Source organism: Actinomadura rayongensis, from assembly GCF_009831215.1.
Taxonomy (GTDB): domain Bacteria; phylum Actinomycetota; class Actinomycetes; order Streptosporangiales; family Streptosporangiaceae; genus Spirillospora; species Spirillospora rayongensis.
Window position 1 is genome coordinate 100,629 of record NZ_WUTW01000002.1, and the last position, 16,972, is coordinate 117,600.

Annotated in this window: 15 protein-coding genes; 5 read left to right on the forward strand and 10 right to left on the reverse strand. The window is 74.3% G+C overall.

Going from position 1 to position 16,972, the window contains the following annotated elements:
- Nucleotides 1–86: 86 nt before the first annotated feature.
- Nucleotides 87–1,988 carry a SpoIIE family protein phosphatase gene (locus GQ466_RS09890; RefSeq protein ID WP_202420358.1) on the forward strand — a complete coding sequence of 634 codons (1,902 nt, stop codon included), beginning with the start codon at nt 87–89 and terminating at the stop codon, nt 1,986–1,988.
- 4 nt (nt 1,989–1,992) lie between these two features.
- Here GQ466_RS09890 and proS read toward each other — a convergent pair whose 3' ends face one another.
- Together proS and GQ466_RS09900 are read right to left on the reverse strand one after the other, a co-directional pair.
- Entirely contained in the window at nt 1,993–3,441 is a 1,449-nt protein-coding gene (gene proS / locus GQ466_RS09895; RefSeq protein ID WP_337193406.1) for a proline--tRNA ligase, read from the reverse strand.
- A 52-nt stretch (nt 3,442–3,493) separates the two neighbouring features.
- Complete coding sequence (locus tag GQ466_RS09900; RefSeq protein ID WP_161102591.1) at nt 3,494–3,709, reverse strand: hypothetical protein; 216 nt, start codon at nt 3,707–3,709, stop codon at nt 3,494–3,496.
- Between the two features lie 205 nt (nt 3,710–3,914).
- Between GQ466_RS09900 and GQ466_RS09905 the strand changes: the two genes are divergently transcribed.
- Nucleotides 3,915–4,289 (forward strand): hypothetical protein, encoded by a 375-nt coding sequence (locus GQ466_RS09905; RefSeq protein ID WP_161102592.1) that lies wholly within the window; start codon nt 3,915–3,917, stop codon nt 4,287–4,289.
- A gap of 161 nt (nt 4,290–4,450) precedes the next feature.
- On the opposite strand, the gene GQ466_RS09910 is transcribed toward GQ466_RS09905, so the two are convergent.
- Nucleotides 4,451–7,069, reverse strand: a complete 2,619-nt coding sequence (locus GQ466_RS09910) for a phosphoenolpyruvate carboxylase (protein ID WP_161102593.1) — start codon at nt 7,067–7,069, stop codon at nt 4,451–4,453.
- Between the two features lie 103 nt (nt 7,070–7,172).
- Between GQ466_RS09910 and GQ466_RS09915 the strand changes: the two genes are divergently transcribed.
- The 3 genes from GQ466_RS09915 (at nt 7,173) to GQ466_RS09925 (ending at nt 10,351) form a co-directional block, all read left to right on the forward strand.
- Nucleotides 7,173–8,771 carry an acyl-CoA carboxylase subunit beta gene (locus GQ466_RS09915; protein ID WP_161102594.1) on the forward strand — a complete coding sequence of 533 codons (1,599 nt, stop codon included), beginning with the start codon at nt 7,173–7,175 and terminating at the stop codon, nt 8,769–8,771.
- Nucleotides 8,772–8,784: 13 nt separating this feature from the next.
- A complete protein-coding gene (locus tag GQ466_RS09920; RefSeq protein ID WP_161102595.1) occupies nt 8,785–9,009 on the forward strand; it encodes an acyl-CoA carboxylase subunit epsilon in 225 nt (74 codons plus the stop codon).
- 274 nt (nt 9,010–9,283) lie between these two features.
- Nucleotides 9,284–10,351: an NYN domain-containing protein gene (locus tag GQ466_RS09925; RefSeq protein WP_161102596.1), complete on the forward strand. Its 1,068-nt coding sequence runs from the start codon at nt 9,284–9,286 to the stop codon at nt 10,349–10,351.
- Here the strand turns inward: GQ466_RS09925 and GQ466_RS09930 are convergent.
- From GQ466_RS09930 to GQ466_RS09960, 7 genes are all read right to left on the reverse strand, one after another.
- The gene (locus GQ466_RS09930; RefSeq protein ID WP_161102597.1) at nt 10,348–13,302 is read right to left on the reverse strand and encodes a BTAD domain-containing putative transcriptional regulator; all 2,955 of its coding nucleotides are present in this window, start codon (nt 13,300–13,302) and stop codon (nt 10,348–10,350) included. The two genes, GQ466_RS09925 and GQ466_RS09930, sit on opposite strands and share 4 nt — an antisense overlap.
- Nucleotides 13,303–13,464: 162 nt before the next feature.
- The gene (locus GQ466_RS09935) at nt 13,465–13,881 is read right to left on the reverse strand and encodes a TadE/TadG family type IV pilus assembly protein (RefSeq protein WP_202420359.1); all 417 of its coding nucleotides are present in this window, start codon (nt 13,879–13,881) and stop codon (nt 13,465–13,467) included.
- Entirely contained in the window at nt 13,881–14,291 is a 411-nt protein-coding gene (locus GQ466_RS09940; protein WP_337193407.1) for a TadE/TadG family type IV pilus assembly protein, read from the reverse strand. The genes GQ466_RS09935 and GQ466_RS09940 overlap by 1 nt, the downstream gene beginning before the upstream one ends.
- A complete protein-coding gene (locus tag GQ466_RS09945; RefSeq protein ID WP_161102598.1) occupies nt 14,288–14,704 on the reverse strand; it encodes a TadE/TadG family type IV pilus assembly protein in 417 nt (138 codons plus the stop codon). Before GQ466_RS09945 ends, GQ466_RS09940 begins: the two co-directional genes overlap by 4 nt.
- Nucleotides 14,705–14,709: 5 nt before the next feature.
- Nucleotides 14,710–14,922 carry a hypothetical protein gene (locus GQ466_RS09950; protein ID WP_161102599.1) on the reverse strand — a complete coding sequence of 71 codons (213 nt, stop codon included), beginning with the start codon at nt 14,920–14,922 and terminating at the stop codon, nt 14,710–14,712.
- Between the two features lie 44 nt (nt 14,923–14,966).
- Nucleotides 14,967–15,896 (reverse strand): type II secretion system F family protein, encoded by a 930-nt coding sequence (locus GQ466_RS09955; protein ID WP_161102600.1) that lies wholly within the window; start codon nt 15,894–15,896, stop codon nt 14,967–14,969.
- Nucleotides 15,897–16,011: 115 nt separating this feature from the next.
- Complete coding sequence (locus GQ466_RS09960) at nt 16,012–16,956, reverse strand: type II secretion system F family protein (RefSeq protein WP_161102601.1); 945 nt, start codon at nt 16,954–16,956, stop codon at nt 16,012–16,014.
- Nucleotides 16,957–16,972 lie beyond the last annotated feature (16 nt).

Sequence of the window (16,972 nt, forward strand, 5' to 3'; positions counted from 1 at the left end):
GGCATAAGCTTCGCTCGGCGGTTCGGTGAACCGCGCCGTCACGGCGTCGGCACCGGCCGCGCCCGCTGCACCCATGGAGTCCGTCCTTGTCCGAAGAGCTGGATCCCGGAACCGTGTTCCGGGAGGTCGCCGGTCTCGGCGAACGCGTCGCGGAGCTGCGGCGCGCGGCGGCCGTTCCCGGCACCGACCCCCGGCCCGCGCTGGACGCCGCGCTCGCCGAGCTGGAGCTGGCCGTCGAGGCGCTGGAGACGCTGGGCGCGGAGCGGTCGGCGGCGACCGACGGCGCGGGCGCGGCCGACACCGAGCGCCGGGTGCTGCGGACGGTGTTCCAGGACGCCCCCGTCCCGCTGTTCCTGCTCGACCGCGACAGCGGCGTCCGCCGGGTGAACCGGCAGGCGGCGGGGCTGCTCGGCACGTCCCCCGGCTATGTGTCGGGCAAGCAGTTCACGGCGTTCTGCGACCTGGCGACGCGCGGGCCGCTGCGGTCCCAGCTCGCGGCGGTGGTCCGGACGGGCCGGCGCCGCCGCGTCCCGGTCCGCTTCCTCGGCCGCGACACCCCGGTGGACGCCGTGGTGACGCTGGCCCGGGTGTGGATCCCCGGTGAGCCCGACCCGATGGTCATGGCGGTGGCGGGGCCGACGTCCACGCCCGTCGGGGAGGAGCCGCGCCCGGCCGAGCGGACCGCGCCGCGCGACGACGAGGCGGTCGCCGCGATCGTCCACCGGATGGACGTCCTCGCGGCGGTCGGCGAGCTGCTGCTGGACGAGCCGGTGTTCAACGAGACCGTCGCGGTCCGGCGCTGCGCGCGGCTGCTGGCCGCCGAGCTGGCGGACTGGGCGTTCATCGACCTGGCCGCCGCCGGCCCGGGCGGACGGCTCGGCGACCTGCGCCGCCAGGTGGTCGTCGGCCCGGCCGAGGACGAGACGACGCAGGAGACCGTCCGCGTCCTGGAACTGCTGGACCCCGAGGCCGGGACGCTGCCCGGCACGGTGTTCGCGTCCTGGCAGAGCGCCCTGCACCCGCACGTCGAGGACCTCGGCCTGCTCGGCGCGGACGAGCGCGGCGAGCCGGTGTGCGCGCTGATCCACGCGACGACGGTCCTGTGCGTCCCGATCGAGGACGGCGACCGCTGCCTCGGCACGATCACGCTGGCGAGCGGCGGCGAGAACGGCCCGTTCGACCTGCACGACCTCGCCGTCGCGGGCCGGATCGGGCGGCAGCTCGCGCTCGTGATCCGCGCGTCCCGGCTGTACCGGCGCAGCGCGGAGGTCGCCGACTCGCTCCAGCAGAGCCTGCTGCCCAAGCGGCTGCCGACGATCAAGGGCGTGGAGCTGGCCGCGCGGTACCTGACGGCGACCAGCACCGCCGAGGTCGGCGGCGACTTCTACGACGTGTTCCCGTTCGGGGACAGCTGGGGGCTCGTCCTCGGCGACGTGTGCGGCAAGGGCGAGGACGCGGCGGTCGTCACGGCGTCGGCGCGGCACGGCGTCCGGCTGGCGTCGCGGTGGAGCTCGGACCCGGCCGAGGTCCTGGCGATGGTGAACGCGTCGCTGCTGGAGGAGGACCGGTTCGTCACGGCCGTCCTCGCGGGCCTGGAGTTCCAGGGCGACCGCGTCCGCGCGACGCTCGGGACGGCCGGCCATCCGCCCGCGATCGTGGTGCGGGCGGACGGCGTGATCCGGTCGGCGTCCGACGGCGGCGTCCCGCTCGGCCTGTTCGAGGACTTCGCGGCGGGCTCGGACGCCGTCGAGCTGTTCCCCGGCGACACGCTGTTCCTGCACTCCGACGGGGTGCTGGAGGCGTGCGACCCGGGCCGCCGCGAGTTCGGGCGGCAGCGGCTGCTGGAGGCGCTGGCCGGGGTCGCGGGCGAGCCCGTCGCGGCCATGCCGGACGCGGTCGAGCGCGCCCTGATGGCGTTCTCCGACGGCGACCTGCGCGACGACGTGTCGATGCTCGCGCTGCGCGTGTCGCCGCCGGAGCCGCTCTAGCCGGTCAGTACGACCGGCCGAACAGGACCCGCTTGCCGTACGCGGACGGCTCGCCGCACCTGACGCACGTGCCGGTCTCCTCCGGCGCGTCCGCCGGGATGCAGCGGGGCGTCGCGGCGGTCTCGGCCTTGATGTCGTCCTCGCACGCGGTGCGCCCGCAGTGGAACGCCCGCGCCCAGCCGCCCGCGACCTGGGCGGCGAACGCGTCCCAGGTGTCGGTGGTGGCGGTGTGCTCGTCGCGGAACTTCTCCGCGCGGGCCAGCAGGAACGCCTGGAACTCGGCGAGGACGCCGGGCAGCAGCTCGGGCAGCTCGCCGAGCGGGATCTGCTCCTTGCCCTGGCCCTCGACGGTCGGCAGGCGCCGGACGAGCGTCGCGACGCCCGCCTCGATGTCCCGCCTGCCGAGTTCGATGCGGACCGGGACGCCGCGCATCTCCCACTCGTTGAACTTGAACCCGGGCGACAGGTTGGGCCGGTTGTCGTCCACGTGGACGCGGATGCCCGTCGAGCGGATCGCGGCGCCGAGCCTGCGGGCCTCGGCGGCGGCCTCCTCGCCCTGCTCCTTGCGCCCGATCGGGACGATCACGACCTGGTACGGCGCGAGCCGGGGCGGCAGGACGAGCCCCTTGTCGTCGCCGTGCGTCATGATCACGCCGCCGATCATGCGGGAGCTCATGCCCCAGGACGTGGTGTGCGCGTGGGTGCGCTGCTCCGCCTCGTCCTGGTACTGGATCTCGAACGCCTTGGCGAAGTTGGTGCCGAGGTAGTGGCTGGTGCCGGCCTGGAGCGCGCGGCCGTCGCGCATCATGCCCTCGATCGTGTACGTCCGGACGGCGCCGGCGAACCGCTCGCCGGGCGTCTTCTCCCCCGGCACGACGGGCATGGCGGCGAGGTCGCGGGCGAGCCCGGCGTAGGCGTCCAGCGCCCACATCGTCTCGCGCATCGCGTCGGCCTCGTCCACGTGGGCGGTGTGGCCCTCCTGCCAGTGGAACTCGGTGGTGCGCAGGAACATCCGGGGACGCATCTCCCAGCGGACGACGTTCGCCCACTGGTTGAGCAGCAGCGGCAGATCCCGGTGCGAGTCGATCCACTTGGCCATGTACTCGCCGATGATCGTCTCGGAGGTGGGCCGGATGACGAGGGGCTCGTCCAGCTCCTTGCCGCCCGCGACGGTGACGACGGCCAGCTCCGGCGAGAAGCCCTCGACGTGCTCGGCCTCGCGCTTGAGATAGGACTCCGGGATCAGCAGCGGGAAGCTGACGTTGTCGTGCCCGGCCTCCTTGATCCGCCGGTCCAGGTCGGCCTGGAGCAGCTCCCAGACCCGGTACCCGTACGGGCGGATGACCATCGTGCCGCGCACCGGCCCGCGATCGACGAGCTGGGCCTTCACGACCAGCTCGTTGTACCAGGCGGAAAAGTCCTCGCTCTGCGGCGTCACACCTTCTCGACTCACGGGAAAGAGGGTATCCGCTGCGGGACGCCCCGGTTTCCGTTTATCCGCGCCGTCAGATCTCCAGCAGCACGGCCGGGTCGAAGGTCACGGGGACGACGACGTCGGCGACGACCTCGGCGGCCAGCAGCAGCTCCCGGCCCGGAATGATCTTCGGCGCCGCGTCCAGGATCACCGCCCGCGCCACCTCGCGCGGCAGGACGAACACGTCCGGCTTGCGGATCCCACCCGGCGTGCTGACCTCGCACCCACCGCCGCCGCAAACGACCACGTCGGCTCCGGCCGCCGCGGGGCACCGGGACCGCCCGTGCCGGAGCGGTGCGGGTGGTCGGGGGCGACAGGCTTCCGTGCGGCTCGCGGGGATCGTGGTGGACCGGACGGGCGGGCCATCATTCCGCTTGGGCGCGGAAGAAAGGAGCGGGAGACGGTCCCGCTGCCGGTGATCTCTTCGTCCCCGCGCCCGGATGGAGATCGAAATGAAACGCTGTGCCGCCGTGTTCGCGGCCGTCGCCGCGCTGGCCGGAGGGGTGTTAGCCGGGGCGTCCGCGAGCGCCGACCCCGCTCCCGTGCTCGACCTCGGCTCGTCCGGCGCCGCCGCGTACGGGTACGGCCGGGTCACCGCGTCCACGCTGAACATCCGCCGCCATGCGACCACGAAGTCGCGCAAGCAGGGCGAGTTCACGCGCGGCACGACGATCCAGCTCAAGTGCTGGGTGCCGGGCGAGTGGATCCACGGCAACAACCACTGGTGGCTGCTCGGGCCCGGCAGCATCGCGCCGCCGCGCATCGGCTACGTGAGCGCCTACTACGTGCGCCTGATCACCGCGAGCCCGGGGCGCTGCCCGCGCTGAGCCGGCGCCGAGCCGACATCGAGCCGACACCGAGCCGACATCGAGCCGACACCGTGCGGACCGCCCGTGCGGGGAGCCGGGACGGACCGCCGTCCCGGCTCCGTTCCTGTGCGCACCGCACCCGGCAGCCGCGCGGGACGGCCGTCGTGGAGGCGGAGTGGTCAGCCGGTGTTCTGGAGGCCGGCGGCGACGCCGTTCACCGACAGGAGCAGCAGTTCTTCCAGGCGGGCGCGTTCGGTGTCGTCGGCGACGCCTTCGCGCAGCGCCGCGAGGGCGCGGAGCTGGAGGTGCGACAGGGCGTCGACGTACGGGTTGCGGAGTTCGACCGCGCGGGACAGCACGCGGCGGTTCTCCAGCAGCCGCGCGTGGCCCGTCACCGCGAGGACGAGCCGGCGCGTCCGGTCGTACTCGGCGAGCACCGTGTCCGTCAGGTCCTCCCGGCCGCCGAGCGCGAGGTAGCGCGCGGCGATGTCCCGGTCGGCCTTGGCGAGGCTCATCTCGGCGTTGTCCAGCAACGTTCCGAACAGCGGCCAGGACGCGTACGCCTCGTGCAGTTCGGCGAGGTCCGCGCCGTCGGACGAGACGGCCGCGAGGCCGCTGCCGAGGCCGTACCAGCCGGGCAGGTTGACGCGCGTCTGCGTCCACGCGAACACCCACGGGATGGCGCGCAGGTCCTCCAGGCCCCGCGCGGCCTTGCGCCGGGACGGCCGCGACCCGATCCGCAGCTCCGCGATCTCCTCCAGCGGGCTGACGCGGGAGAACCACGCCGCGAAGCCGTCCGCCTCGACCAGCGACCGGAACGCCGCACGCGCCGCGTCGCTGAGCTTGTCGGCCAGCGGCCGGAACCGCGCGGCGGCGGCCCGCGCCCGCTCCTCCACCTCGGCGGTGGACGCCAGCAGCACCGCGTTCGTCACCTGCTCGACGTGGCGGCGCGCGATCTCCGGATGCCCGTACCTCGCGAAGATCACCTCGCCCTGCTCGGTGACCTTGAAGCGGCCCGCGACCGAGCCGGGCGCCTGCGCCAGGATCGCGCGCCCGGCGGGACCGCCGCCCCGGCCGAGCGAGCCGCCGCGGCCGTGGAACATCGTGAGCGTCACGTCGTGGCGCGCCGCCCACTCCGCCAGCGCCTCCTGCGTGTCGTACAGGCGCAGGGTCGCGCTGGCCGGGCCGAGCTGCTTGGCCGAGTCGGAGTAGCCGAGCATGATCTCCATGCGGCGGCCGGACGCGTCCAGGCGGCGGCGGACGGCGTCGATCTCCAGCATCCCGTCCAGCACCGAGGGGGCGCGTTCCAGGTCCTCGCCGGTCTCGAACAGCGGGATCACGTCCAGGACGGGCGCGCGGTCGCCGAGGGTCGCCGCCAGCTCGTGGACGTTCGCGATGTCCCGCGCCGACCGCGTGAACGACACGACGTACCGGCGGCACGCCTCGACCCCGAACCGCCGCTGGATCCAGCCCACGACCCGCAGGGTCTCCAGGATCTCCTCGGTCATCTCGTCGCGCGGGCCGCCCGCCCGGACCTGCTCCAGCGCCTTCTCGTGCAGCTCGGAGTGCTGGCGGATCTCCAGCGAGGCGAGGTGGAACCCGAACGTCTCGACCTGCCAGACCAGGCCCTGGACCCGTCCGTACGCCTGCCGCCGCGCGCCCGCCTCGGCCAGGGAGTCCTGGACGGTCCGCAGGTCGGCGAGCAGCTCGTCCGGGCCCTCGTACCCGAGGTCGGCGTCGCGGACGCGGGTCGCCGCGATCCGCTCGGCCGCGAACATGAGGAGCTGCCGGTGCGGTTCGCCCGGCGACCGGCTCTCGATGGCGGCCAGCCGTTCGGGATGCGCGGTGCGCGCCGCCGCGAGCGCGTTGCACAGCGCCTCGGACGGCGGCGTGGTCGACTCGTGCGCGGTCAGTTCCCGGCCGATCCGCGCGCACGCCGTCTCCAGCGCCCGCAGCACGTGCTCGGCCTGGATGAGGATGGCGTCCCGGGTGACCTTCGCGGTGACGAACGGGTTGCCGTCGCGGTCGCCGCCGATCCAGCTCCCGAACCGCAGGTAGGCGGGCGCCGCGGGCGGCTCGCAGCCGGTCCCGGACGGGTTCAGCGCCGCGTCCAGGGCCCGGTAGATGCGCGGCACCACCCGGAAGATCGTCTCGTCGAACGCGGCCATCGCGGTGCGGACCTCGTCCAGCGGGTCCATCTGGGCGTGGCGGCGCAGGGCCGTCCGCCACAGCAGGTCGATCTCCTCGCGCATGCGGCGCTCGACGTCGGCGCGCTCGGCCGCGCCGGGACCGGCGTGCAGCGCCGACAGCAGGTCGCTGATCCGCTGGATCCCGGTGACGATCGCGCGCCGCCGCGCCTCGGTCGGGTGCGCGGTGAACACCGGGTGGATCTCCAGGCCCGCGACGGCCGCGTCGAGGTCGCCGTCCGCGCGGATCTGCTCGACGGCCGCCGCGACCGACGACGGCACGCTCGCGCCGGTGTCACGTTCCCGCAGCGTGCGGATGCGGTGGTGCTCCTCGGCGAGGTTCGTCAGGTGGAAGTAGACGGTGAAGGCCCGCGCCACCTGTTCGGCGCGTTCCAACGTCCAGCCGTCGACCAGCTCGGTGACCTCGGCGACGGCCACCTCGCCGCGCCGGGCCCCGATCACGGCGTGCCGGAGCCGTTCGACGTCGTCCAGCAGGTCCGGGCCGGCGTACTCCACCAGGCTGTCGCCCAGCATCGCGCCGAGCAGCCGGACGTCCTTGCGCAGCGGTTCGGGCAGATCGTGCCGCAGGAGGTCGCGCGTCTTGGTAGCCACGGGGTTCAGCGTAATCAGCGCGGGGTCCGGCGTCGCCGGGCGGGGCGGGCGGAATGTCGGGGCGCGACTGACGCGGATTCAAGCTGCGGTTACGCTGACCCGCATGGCGATGGAAGCTCCTGAACCCGTGGTGTCCCCGGACATCGACATCCACACGACCGCGGGCAAGATCGCGGACCTGGACCGGCGGCGGTTCGAGGCCGTCCACGCGGCGTCGGCGGCGGCGGTCGAGAAGCAGCACGCCAAGGGGAAGATGACGGCGCGCGAGCGCGTCGACGCGCTGCTGGACGAGGGCTCGTTCACCGAGTTCGACGAGTTCGCCCGGCACCGCTCGACCATGTTCGGGCTGGAGAAGAAGCGGCCGTACAGCGACGGCGTCGTCATCGGGCACGGGACCGTGGACGGCCGTCCGGTCTGCGTGTTCTCCCAGGACGTCATGGCGTTCGGCGGCTCCCTCGGCGAGGTCTACGGCGAGAAGATCGTCAAGATGCTCGACATGGCGCTGAAGACCGGCTGCCCGATCATCGGGATCAACGAGGGCGGCGGCGCGCGGATCCAGGAGGGCGTGGTCGCGCTCGGGCTCTACGCGGAGATCTTCAAGCGGAACGTCCACGCGTCCGGGGTGATCCCGCAGATCTCGCTGATCATGGGCGCGGCGGCGGGCGGGCACGTGTACTCGCCCGCGCTGACGGACTTCGTCGTCATGGTGGACAAGACGTCCCACATGTTCATCACCGGGCCGGACGTGATCAAGACCGTCACCGGCGAGTCGGTGACGATGGAGGAGCTGGGCGGCGCGCACGCGCACAACTCGCGCTCCGGCGTGGCGCACTACCAGGGCGCCGACGAGCAGGACGCGCTGGACTACGTCAAGGCGCTGCTGTCCTACCTGCCGTCCAACAACCTGTCCGAGCCGCCCGTCTTCGACAACCCGGCCGACCCCGCCGAGCTGGTCGAGTCGCTGGACACGCTCATCCCGGACTCGCCGAACCAGCCGTACGACATGCACACCGTCATCGAGGCGGTCGTGGACGACGGCGAGTTCCTGGAGGTCCACGAGCTGTTCGCGCCGAACATCATCGTCGGGTTCGGGCGCGTGGAGGGCCGGTCCGTCGGCGTCGTCGCCAACCAGCCGCTCCAGCTCGCCGGGACGCTCGACATCGACGCGTCCGAGAAGGCCGCCCGGTTCATCCGGACCTGCGACGCGTTCAACATCCCGGTGCTGACGTTCGTGGACGTCCCCGGCTTCCTCCCCGGCACCGACCAGGAGTGGAACGGCATCATCCGGCGCGGCGCGAAGCTGCTGTACGCGTACGGGGAGGCGACGGTCCCGCTCGTCACCGTCATCACCCGCAAGGCGTACGGCGGCGCGTACGACGTCATGGGCTCCAAGCACCTCGGCGCGGACGTCAACCTCGCCTGGCCGACGGCGCAGATCGCGGTCATGGGCGCGCAGGGCGCGGTGAACATCCTGTACCGCCGCGAACTGGCCGCCGCCGAGGACCCGGACGCGCTCCGCGCCCAGCTGGTCACCGAGTACGAGGACACGCTCGCCAACCCCTACATCGCCGCCGACCGGGGGTACGTGGACGCGGTGATCAAGCCGTCCGAGACCCGCGGCCACGTGGTGAAGGCCCTGCGCGCCCTGCGCGAGAAGCGCGCCACGCTGCCGCCCAAGAAGCACGGCAACATCCCGCTGTGACCGAGGAGCACGGATGAGCGAGGTTCGGCCGTTTCTGCAGGTCGTCCGGGGCGACGCGGCGCCGGAGGAGGTCGCGGCGCTCGTCGCGGTCCTGACGGCGCGGGCGCGCGGCGCGGCGGGACGCGGCGAAGAGGCGCGGCCCCGGTCGCGGTGGGCGGATCCGGCGCGGCTCGTGCGCGGAACACCGGCGGCGCGCCCCGGGCCGGGCGCGTGGCGGGCCGCGTTCGGACCGCGCTGACGCCCGACGCTGCGTAGTCGGGCGGGCGTGGCGGACGGCGTTCGGGCCGTGCCGGGACCCGACGGGGCGTAGTCGGGCGGGCGGTGCGGGCGTGCCGGGAAACGCCGTAGGGGTACCGTTTCGCCGGGCGGACGGTCACCGTGGGCAGTGCTGTGATTTCTCCTGGTGATTCGCGGTCGGCGGGTGTGGACGGAGCGCGACGGGACATGCTCAAGAGACATGTAACCGTGGATCGCGCCCGGAGAGGCGCCGGGCACGAATAAGGTGAAACGTCATGGCCACCTCGGAGTTCGTCCCACAGCCCGCTCGGTTCGCGATTTTCGTCGACGCGGGATACCTCTACGCGGCCTCCGGGGCGCTCCTGCTCGGCTGCGGGGCCCGGCGCGAGTACCGCGTCGCGGCGGAGAAGCTGATCAAGGCGCTGACCAGCCACGCCGACGACCAACTCCTGGGCGAGCTGCTGCGCGTCTACTGGTTCGACGCGGCGCCCAAGCGGCAGCCGACCGTCGACCAGCGCGTGATCGCCAACCTGCCGCTGGTGAAGCTGCGGCTCGGCAACCTGAACGCGCAGGGCCAGCAGAAGGGCGTGGACGCGCAGCTCCGCGCCGACCTCGAAGCCCTCGCCCGGCACCGCGCGATCACCGACGCGGTGCTGCTGGCGGGCGACGAGGACATGCTTCCGGCCGTCGAGGCCGCGCAACGTTACGGTGTACGCGTCCATCTGTGGGGCGTGGAACCGACACACGGCTCCAACCAGGCGGAATGGCTGGTGTGGGAGTCCGACACCGTCGAGGTGCTGGCGGCCGACTTCCTGCGGCCGTATTTCACGAAGTCCAAGGCGCTGCCCGTCCCGGCGCCGCCGGTGCCCGCGACGGGCAAGACGGTCACGGTGCCGTCGCCCGCCGAGGTGTTCGCCGGACGGGTGCCCGCGGTGCGGCCCGTCCCGGCGCCGAGCGGGACCCCGGCGACGCTGCCCGCCGCCGTCCCGAACAACGTGCCGAACAACGTGCGCGGGCCGTCCCCGGCGACGGTCGCTGCGTCGCTGAACGCGGCGGGCGCGGCGCTCGCCGAGACCAAGCTCGGGCCCGAGCGCGACCACATGCGCGAGATCGGCGAGCACGTCGCGCAGAAGTGGGTGTTCGAGCGCGGCCGGGACAACATCCGCGACCTGCTGCCCGGCCCGATCCTGCCGCCCGTCATCGACAAGGAGCTGCTGATCGAGGCCGAGAAGGAGCTCGGCTCGTCGCTGCGGCCCTACCAGGAGGCCCGCACCTGGCTGCGGGACGGCTTCTGGGAGCGCGTCTACCGCGAGTTCGGCATCGGGTACGGCACGTCCGATTAGCCCGGGACCCGGTGCCATTCCGGGACGAGTTCTTCCATCAGCGCCTCGGTCTCCGGCTGGAGCTGGTCGAACAGCGGGTCGCGGCCGAACCGGTCGCGCAGCTCGTCCACCACGGCCCTGACCTGCGCCTCGTCGCCGAGCGCGTGCGCGGCGCGCAGCAGGTCCCGCCACAGGCTCTCGTCGGCGGGCGCCAGCCGCAGGCCCGCGCGGGCGGCGCCCGCGGCGGCGCGCGCGTCGCCCTCGTCCAGCCGGATGAGGACGAGCCGGTGCGCGACGTCCACGATCCGCGCGGACGCCTCGTACTCCAGGTCGCTGGACGCCAGCCACCCGTACCGGCCGCGCGGACGGTCCGCCAGCAGCGGCCCGCGCACGAGGTCGAGCGCGTACGACATGTAGGCCGTCTCGGACGCCGGTTCCGCCGCCGACCGCCACAGCAGCCAGCGGAACACGGCCCAGTCGATGCGGACTTCGGAGCCGAGGCGGATGCGGCCCCGGTCGTCGTAGTAGAGGTTGGGCCGGCCGCGCGCGTCGCGGCCGAGCCAGTCCGAGACGCGGGCGACGGTCGCGTCGCGGACGCCGGTCGTGACGCCGCGCGGCCAGATCGCCCCGCCGAGCACGGTCGGGTGCACGCCGTTCGGGTGCAGCGCGAGGTACACGAGGACTTCGGTGCACAGGTCGCGGCGGCTGGCGTCCATCGGTCCCGGCGCGTCGATCTCGACGGGGCCGAGCAGCCGGATGTCCACCGCGGACTGGGACGCGCCGGGCGGCTCGGCCTCGGCGAGCGGCTCGGGCAGCGGCACCGACTCGCTGCGCGCGGCCGTGTCGAACAGCTCGAACACGCCCCGGTACTGGTCCTCGGGGACGAGCTGGGCGTCCACGTCGAAGCCGAGGACGCCGGCCTGGAGGCGGCCGGACTCGTCCAGGTCCCACGTCCAGGTGGCGCCCTGCACCTCGCCGGGGACGAGGTAGCCCGCCGCCATCCGGGTGCCGGTGCGGGCGAGGGCGACGAGCCGGTCCGCCTCGGCCGCGTCCGGCTCGTCCGCCATGATCAGGTAGTGCGGCATCCACGCCTCGCCGAACACGCCCCGGGACCGTCCGGTGAGCACCGAGTCCACTCCGGACGCGGCCAGCGCCTGCCGCACCTCCTCGCTGCGCCCCTCCAGCTCGGGCAGCGCGTCGACGAGGTTCGGGACGGCGCGGATCCGGTCCGGCGCGATCCGCGTCAGGCCCTCCCCCAGCTCCTGGTCGAACCCGACGAGCGTCACCCGCATGTGGTCCGACCAGCGGTTCGTCGCCAGTTCCAAGGCGAGCGCGGCGAGGACGGCGCGGCGTCCGCCCGACGGGCCGCGCAGCGCGATGAGCCCGTGCGCGGCCTCCAGGTCCACGAGGATGCGGCCGGTGTCGTTCGTGCCGATCGACACCAGGCCCGGGTAGGGAGCCAGGACGTCGCCGAGGTCGGCCGCCTCCAGCCCGCCGAGCGCGTCGGCGGTGAGCCGCCACACCTGGCCGTCGTCGAACGCCTGCCAGGGCGCGGGCGGGTTGCGGTCGGCGGGGGCGATCCACAGGTCGAGGCTGCCGTGGCCGAGGTGGACGCCGTAGACGGTCGGCAGCGGCCGTCCGCCCGCCGCCATCGACTTGGAGAGCTGGCGCAGGCCGAGGTCGAGCAGCCGGGCGGCGTCCTCGTCGGAGCCGAACCGCAGGGCGTGCTCGGCGAGCGCGGCGCGTCCCTCGGGCCGGGCGATGCGGTGCCCGAACGCGCGGCGCCACATCTGCTCGCGCCGGCGGCGGCCGAGGACGGCCAGCAGCCCGGCGGCCAGCAGGGACGCGGCGGCGAGGCCCTGCGGCCACTCCATATGGAACGACAGCGGGATCGTGTGGTCGCTCTCGTGCCCCGCCACCGGGGACGAGGCGGGCGTCTGCTCCGGCGCCTCGTGCCTGGGCGCATCGTGCTGAGGCGCGGGCTCCTTGACGGGCGGCGCGACGGGCGCCTTCTCGGGCGCCTGCTCGGCCCCCTTGGTGTGGGGCGCCTCGGTGTGCGGGGCCTGCGTCGGCTCCTGCGTGTGCGGGGCCTCGGTGTGCGGCGCGCGCTCGCGGTGCGGCTCCTGCACCGGGTCGTGCGCGGGCGGCTTGTCCGGCTCGGGCGCCGGGTGGTGGACGGGATGCCCGTGCCGGAAGTAGTCGTTCAGCTCCGACACCGGGATCGTCCTGGCGTGCTTGGCGTCGTGCGGCATCTCCAGCACCCAGCCGGGACGGATCAGGCTCGCGGTGGTCAGCTTGCTGCCGTCCGGCTGGACGTGCCCCTGGTTGAGCGCGTAGATCTCCTTGTACCTGCGGCCCTCGCCGAGGCACTTCTCGGCGATCTCCCACAGGCTCTCGTGGTGGCGGCCGTCCGGCGGCTGCACCCGGTAGATCTTCGTGGTGCGGTCGTGCGCCGGGGCTTCGGCGGGCGTCGCGGCGGTGTGCTCGGCCTGCTGCGGCGCGGCGGCGGGCACCTGCTCGACCTCCGCGACGAGATGCACCGCGGGCGCGGGCGGCGCCTGCGTCAGCCCGCGCGCCGAGAACGCGGCGGGCACGACGGCGGTCGTCGCGGTGAACAGCAGCAGCGCCGTCACGACGAGCCGGTGGACGAGCGACTGCGTCCCGCCCGCCAGCGGCACCCGCGCGGGCACGCCGACGCCGCGCACGCCCGCGTACACCTCGACGGCGACGCACGCGGCGAACTGGAGCCACGCCAGCCACACCAGCGTCGCGAGGATCGGCAGCAGCGCGCTCGCGCCGACCGTGTGGGAGAGGTCGGACAGCGACGGCGGCCCGCTCGGCAGCGGGGAGCCGAACACCGCCAGCAGCGCCCAGGGCACGCCGACGAGCAGCGCGGTCAGCGCGAGGAGCGCGCCGACGCCCGCGAGCACGTCGCCGGGGGTGCGCGGGCGCCCGGTCCGCCGGGGGTTCATCGGTGTCTGTCGTGTCGCCATGTTCGTCGCCGCCGCGTCCCTAGCGTTCGCCGATCGCCGTCTGTGCCGAGTCCTGTCGGGGGAGCCGTGGGGGTGCCGTCCTCGTCATCGTAGACGTGCCCGTCGTCCGTTCAATGCCTTCCTGTACCGTGCGCGTCCGGTTCATGGCGCGTCGTTCCCGGTGACCGGCTCGGCGGTGGCCGCGGACGTCATCGTGAACGAGCCGAGCCCCGGCACGATGCCGAGGATCTGCGACCGCACCGTGAGCCGGACCGTCACCCGCACCTGCCGGGTGTCGGCCTCGCACTCGCGTCCGGTGACGGTCGCGTCGTAGTCGGTGACCATCGCGCAGGCCGCCGCCCGGGCCCGCGCCGGGTCCAGGACGGGCTTGCCGGTGCGCCGCAGCGCCGCGTCGTCGATCTGGTTCGCGCCCGCCCGCGCGGCCTGCTCGGCGATGTCGGCGGCGCGCTGGCGGGCGTGGATCGCGAGGCCGCCGTCCACGAGCAGCCCGGCCAGCAGCAGGACCGATGGCGCGAACAGCACGACGTACAGCGAGATCGTGCCCTCGTCGCGGTGCATCAGTCACCTCCGCGATAGGTATAGGTGTCGATCGGGGCGAGCGCGCGGCCCTGGAGGCGCTTGGTGCCGGGCAGGCCGATGAACGCCAGGTCGGCGAGGTCCACGTCGCAGCCGATCGTGACCGCGACGCGTCCGCCCGCGCGCCAGTCGCCGAGGTCCACCGCGACCGACGGGCCGCCCGAGCACCAGTGGTGCCCGCGCAGGTCGGCGGACGCGGCGGCCTCCGCCATCGCCCGCGCCCCGGACGCGCTGCGCGCCACCGACGCCGCCCGCGCCGCGTCGCGCGCCGCGCCGTCCACCTGGCTCTGGGCGTCGACCATCCGCCCGGCGCCCGCGAGGAACAGCAGGAACACGACGAGCAGCGGCGTGACCAGCACCATCTCCAGCGACATCGAGCCCCGGTCGTTCACCGCTGCGCCTCGCAGGCCGTGCCGGAGCCGACGTCCGGGCGGAAGCACTCGATCGGCCCCTGCGACCGCTGGGTCACCGAGAACGTCAGGAACGGCACGACGCGCACGGCCGTCCCGCTGACCTGGACCCAGCGCTCGTCGCCCTCCTGACCCGCTTGGACGGACAGGCCGTCGATGAGCTTCGGGCCGATCTGCCGGACGTCCGTCCCGGCCTTCTCCACCGCCCGGCCGCGCCAGTCGCCGCCCGCGTCGGTGCGCGCCACCCGCGCCCCGGCCTGCGCCGCCGCGAGCGCGACCTGCCGCGCGTGGTACACCATCGCGAACTGGACGGTCGCGAGCAGCACGAGCAGCAGCACCGGCGTGAGGATGGCGAACTCGATCGCCGACGCCCCGCCGTCCCGCCTCCCGCGCACGGCCGTCAGGTGCCGGTGTTGATGCTGTCGGCCTTGCTCTTGATCTTGGACATGATCGTCGCGCCGATCGCGAGGGCGATCGCGGCCAGGATGGCCGTGATGATCGCCCACTCGATCGCCGACGCGCCCCGGGTGCGGTCCTCCGTCCGCAGCCGGTGGACGCGCGTGCCGAGCACGGCCCGCAGGTAGACGAGGGTCGGATCGTTCAGCAGGTTCATCTGTTCCGCTCCTAGAGGGGATCGGTACGGACGGCGGGGAACGTTCAGGATCCCATCACCCGGATCACGGCGGGATAGGCCAGGAAGACGAGGAAGGCACCGCAGAGGAACAACTGCGCGACGAGCATCGACTGGGAGCGCTCGCCCGCCTTCCCCTCCAGCTCCGACAGCTCGCGGCTGCGCATGGACGCCGCCCGCGCGGACAGGGACTTGCGGACCTGCGCGCCGTCGTCGGCGACGAGCGCGAGCGCGCCCGCCAGGTCGCGCAGCTCGGCGACGTCCAGGTCCTCGCCGAGCGTGCCGAGCGCCTGCCAGGGCGTCCGGCCGGTGATGCGGGCGTTGCCGAGGGTGTCGCGCAGCCGCCGCATCGCCCAGCCGTCGCCGACGTTCGCGGCCGTCATCAGCGCCTCGGGGACGCCGCGTCCGCCCGCGAGGTTCATCGACACGAGGTCCAGGAACGCTCCCACGACGCGCCGGAAGTCGCCCCGCCGCGCGGCGGCCTCCTGCCGCAGCTGAAGGTCGGGGAAGAAGAAGAACACGACGGCGAAGATGACGCAGATCCACGCCGGGACCTGCACCGACATCCCGAGCCCGAGCAGCGCGAAGTAGGCGATGACCACCGGGACGAACAGCAGCGCGGCGGCCGGGAGCAGGAACTTGGTGGCGAGGAACGTCTCCAGCGACCGGTCGGTGATGTCGAGGTCCGCGCGAATGGACGTCATCCGCCACCCGCGCGCCTCGGTGAACCGGACCAGCTCGCGTCCGACCCGCGCCCGCAGCCCGCCGACGGAGTCCCGCGCGGGCGACGTCCGCCCGGCCCGTCCGGTCTGCCCGGTCTGCCCGGACCCGCGCCGCCGCGCCGCGTCGAACGCCGCCAGCCGCGTCGCCAGCCCCGGCCGAGGCGGGAACAACGCCCGCACCAGCGCGAACAACCCGAGCCCGGCGACGGCCCCAGCGAGCAAAGCAGCGTTCACTGTGTCCCTCCCGCGCGCCTGCGGCGCGCCGGGAAGCCGCGCGCTTCCCTCGTCGCTCTGGTCGCAAGCTCCCGCCGCTCCTCAGTCCAGCGCGCGGCGCGCGCCGCAGGCGCGTTCACTGCATGCCTCCCTCGCGGGAGCGGAGGGCGGTGGAGCGGGCGCGCCAGCCGGCGACGGTGGACGGGACCTCGCTCGGGACGCCGGGACGGTCCTCGCGGCCGGCGAGGAAGCGGTCGGGCAGTTCGTGGCGCGCCAGGCGCCGCAGCCACAGGAAGCCGAGCGCGTACAGGCCGATGACCACGCACAGGACGAGCTGCCCGAGGAAGTCGTCGTACGGCTCGACGTAGGAGTGGTTGAACACCGCGAGCGCGATGGCCGTCCCGACCGAGACGCCGACGACGATCCGGACGCTGCGCCGCGTCGAGCGCCGGTCGGCCTCCACGCGGCGCCGCATGTCCAGCTCGGCGCGCGCGGACGTCGCCAGCGCGCCGAGCATGTCGCGCAGGCCCGGGCCGCGCAGCTTGGCGTTCAGGATCAGGGCCGCGACGACGAGGTCGGCGGACGGGTCGTCCAGGTCGTCGGCGAACCGGCGCAGCGCCTCGGGCATCGGCACGCGGGTGTGCAGGCGGTCGACGAGGTCGCGCAGCGGGCGCTGGAGCGCGGGCGCCGCCGCGCGCAGCGACGCGGGGATCGCCTGCTCGAGCCCGACCGCGCCCGCGATCGTGTCGCGCAGCGACTCCGCCCACGCGGCCAGGCCCTCCAGCCGCGCCATCCCGGTCCGCTCCTCGGCGGCGCCGCCCGCCAGGCCGTTCCAGGCGAGGACGAGCGCGCCCGTCCCGAGCGCCGCCATCGGCCAGCGCGTCACGACGAGCACCGCGGCCCCGGCGAGCACGGCGACGGCGGTGCGGGTCGTGAGGGTGCGGATCATCTCCTCGCGGCGCCGCGCCCGGTCGGGGCCGCGCCGCACCGGCATCCCGCGCAGGCTCGCGACCAGCAGCAGGATCCCGCCGCCCGCGAGCGCGCCCGCCGCGATCGCCAGCACGACGTCAGCCGAGTACATCGCGCCCCCTCACCAC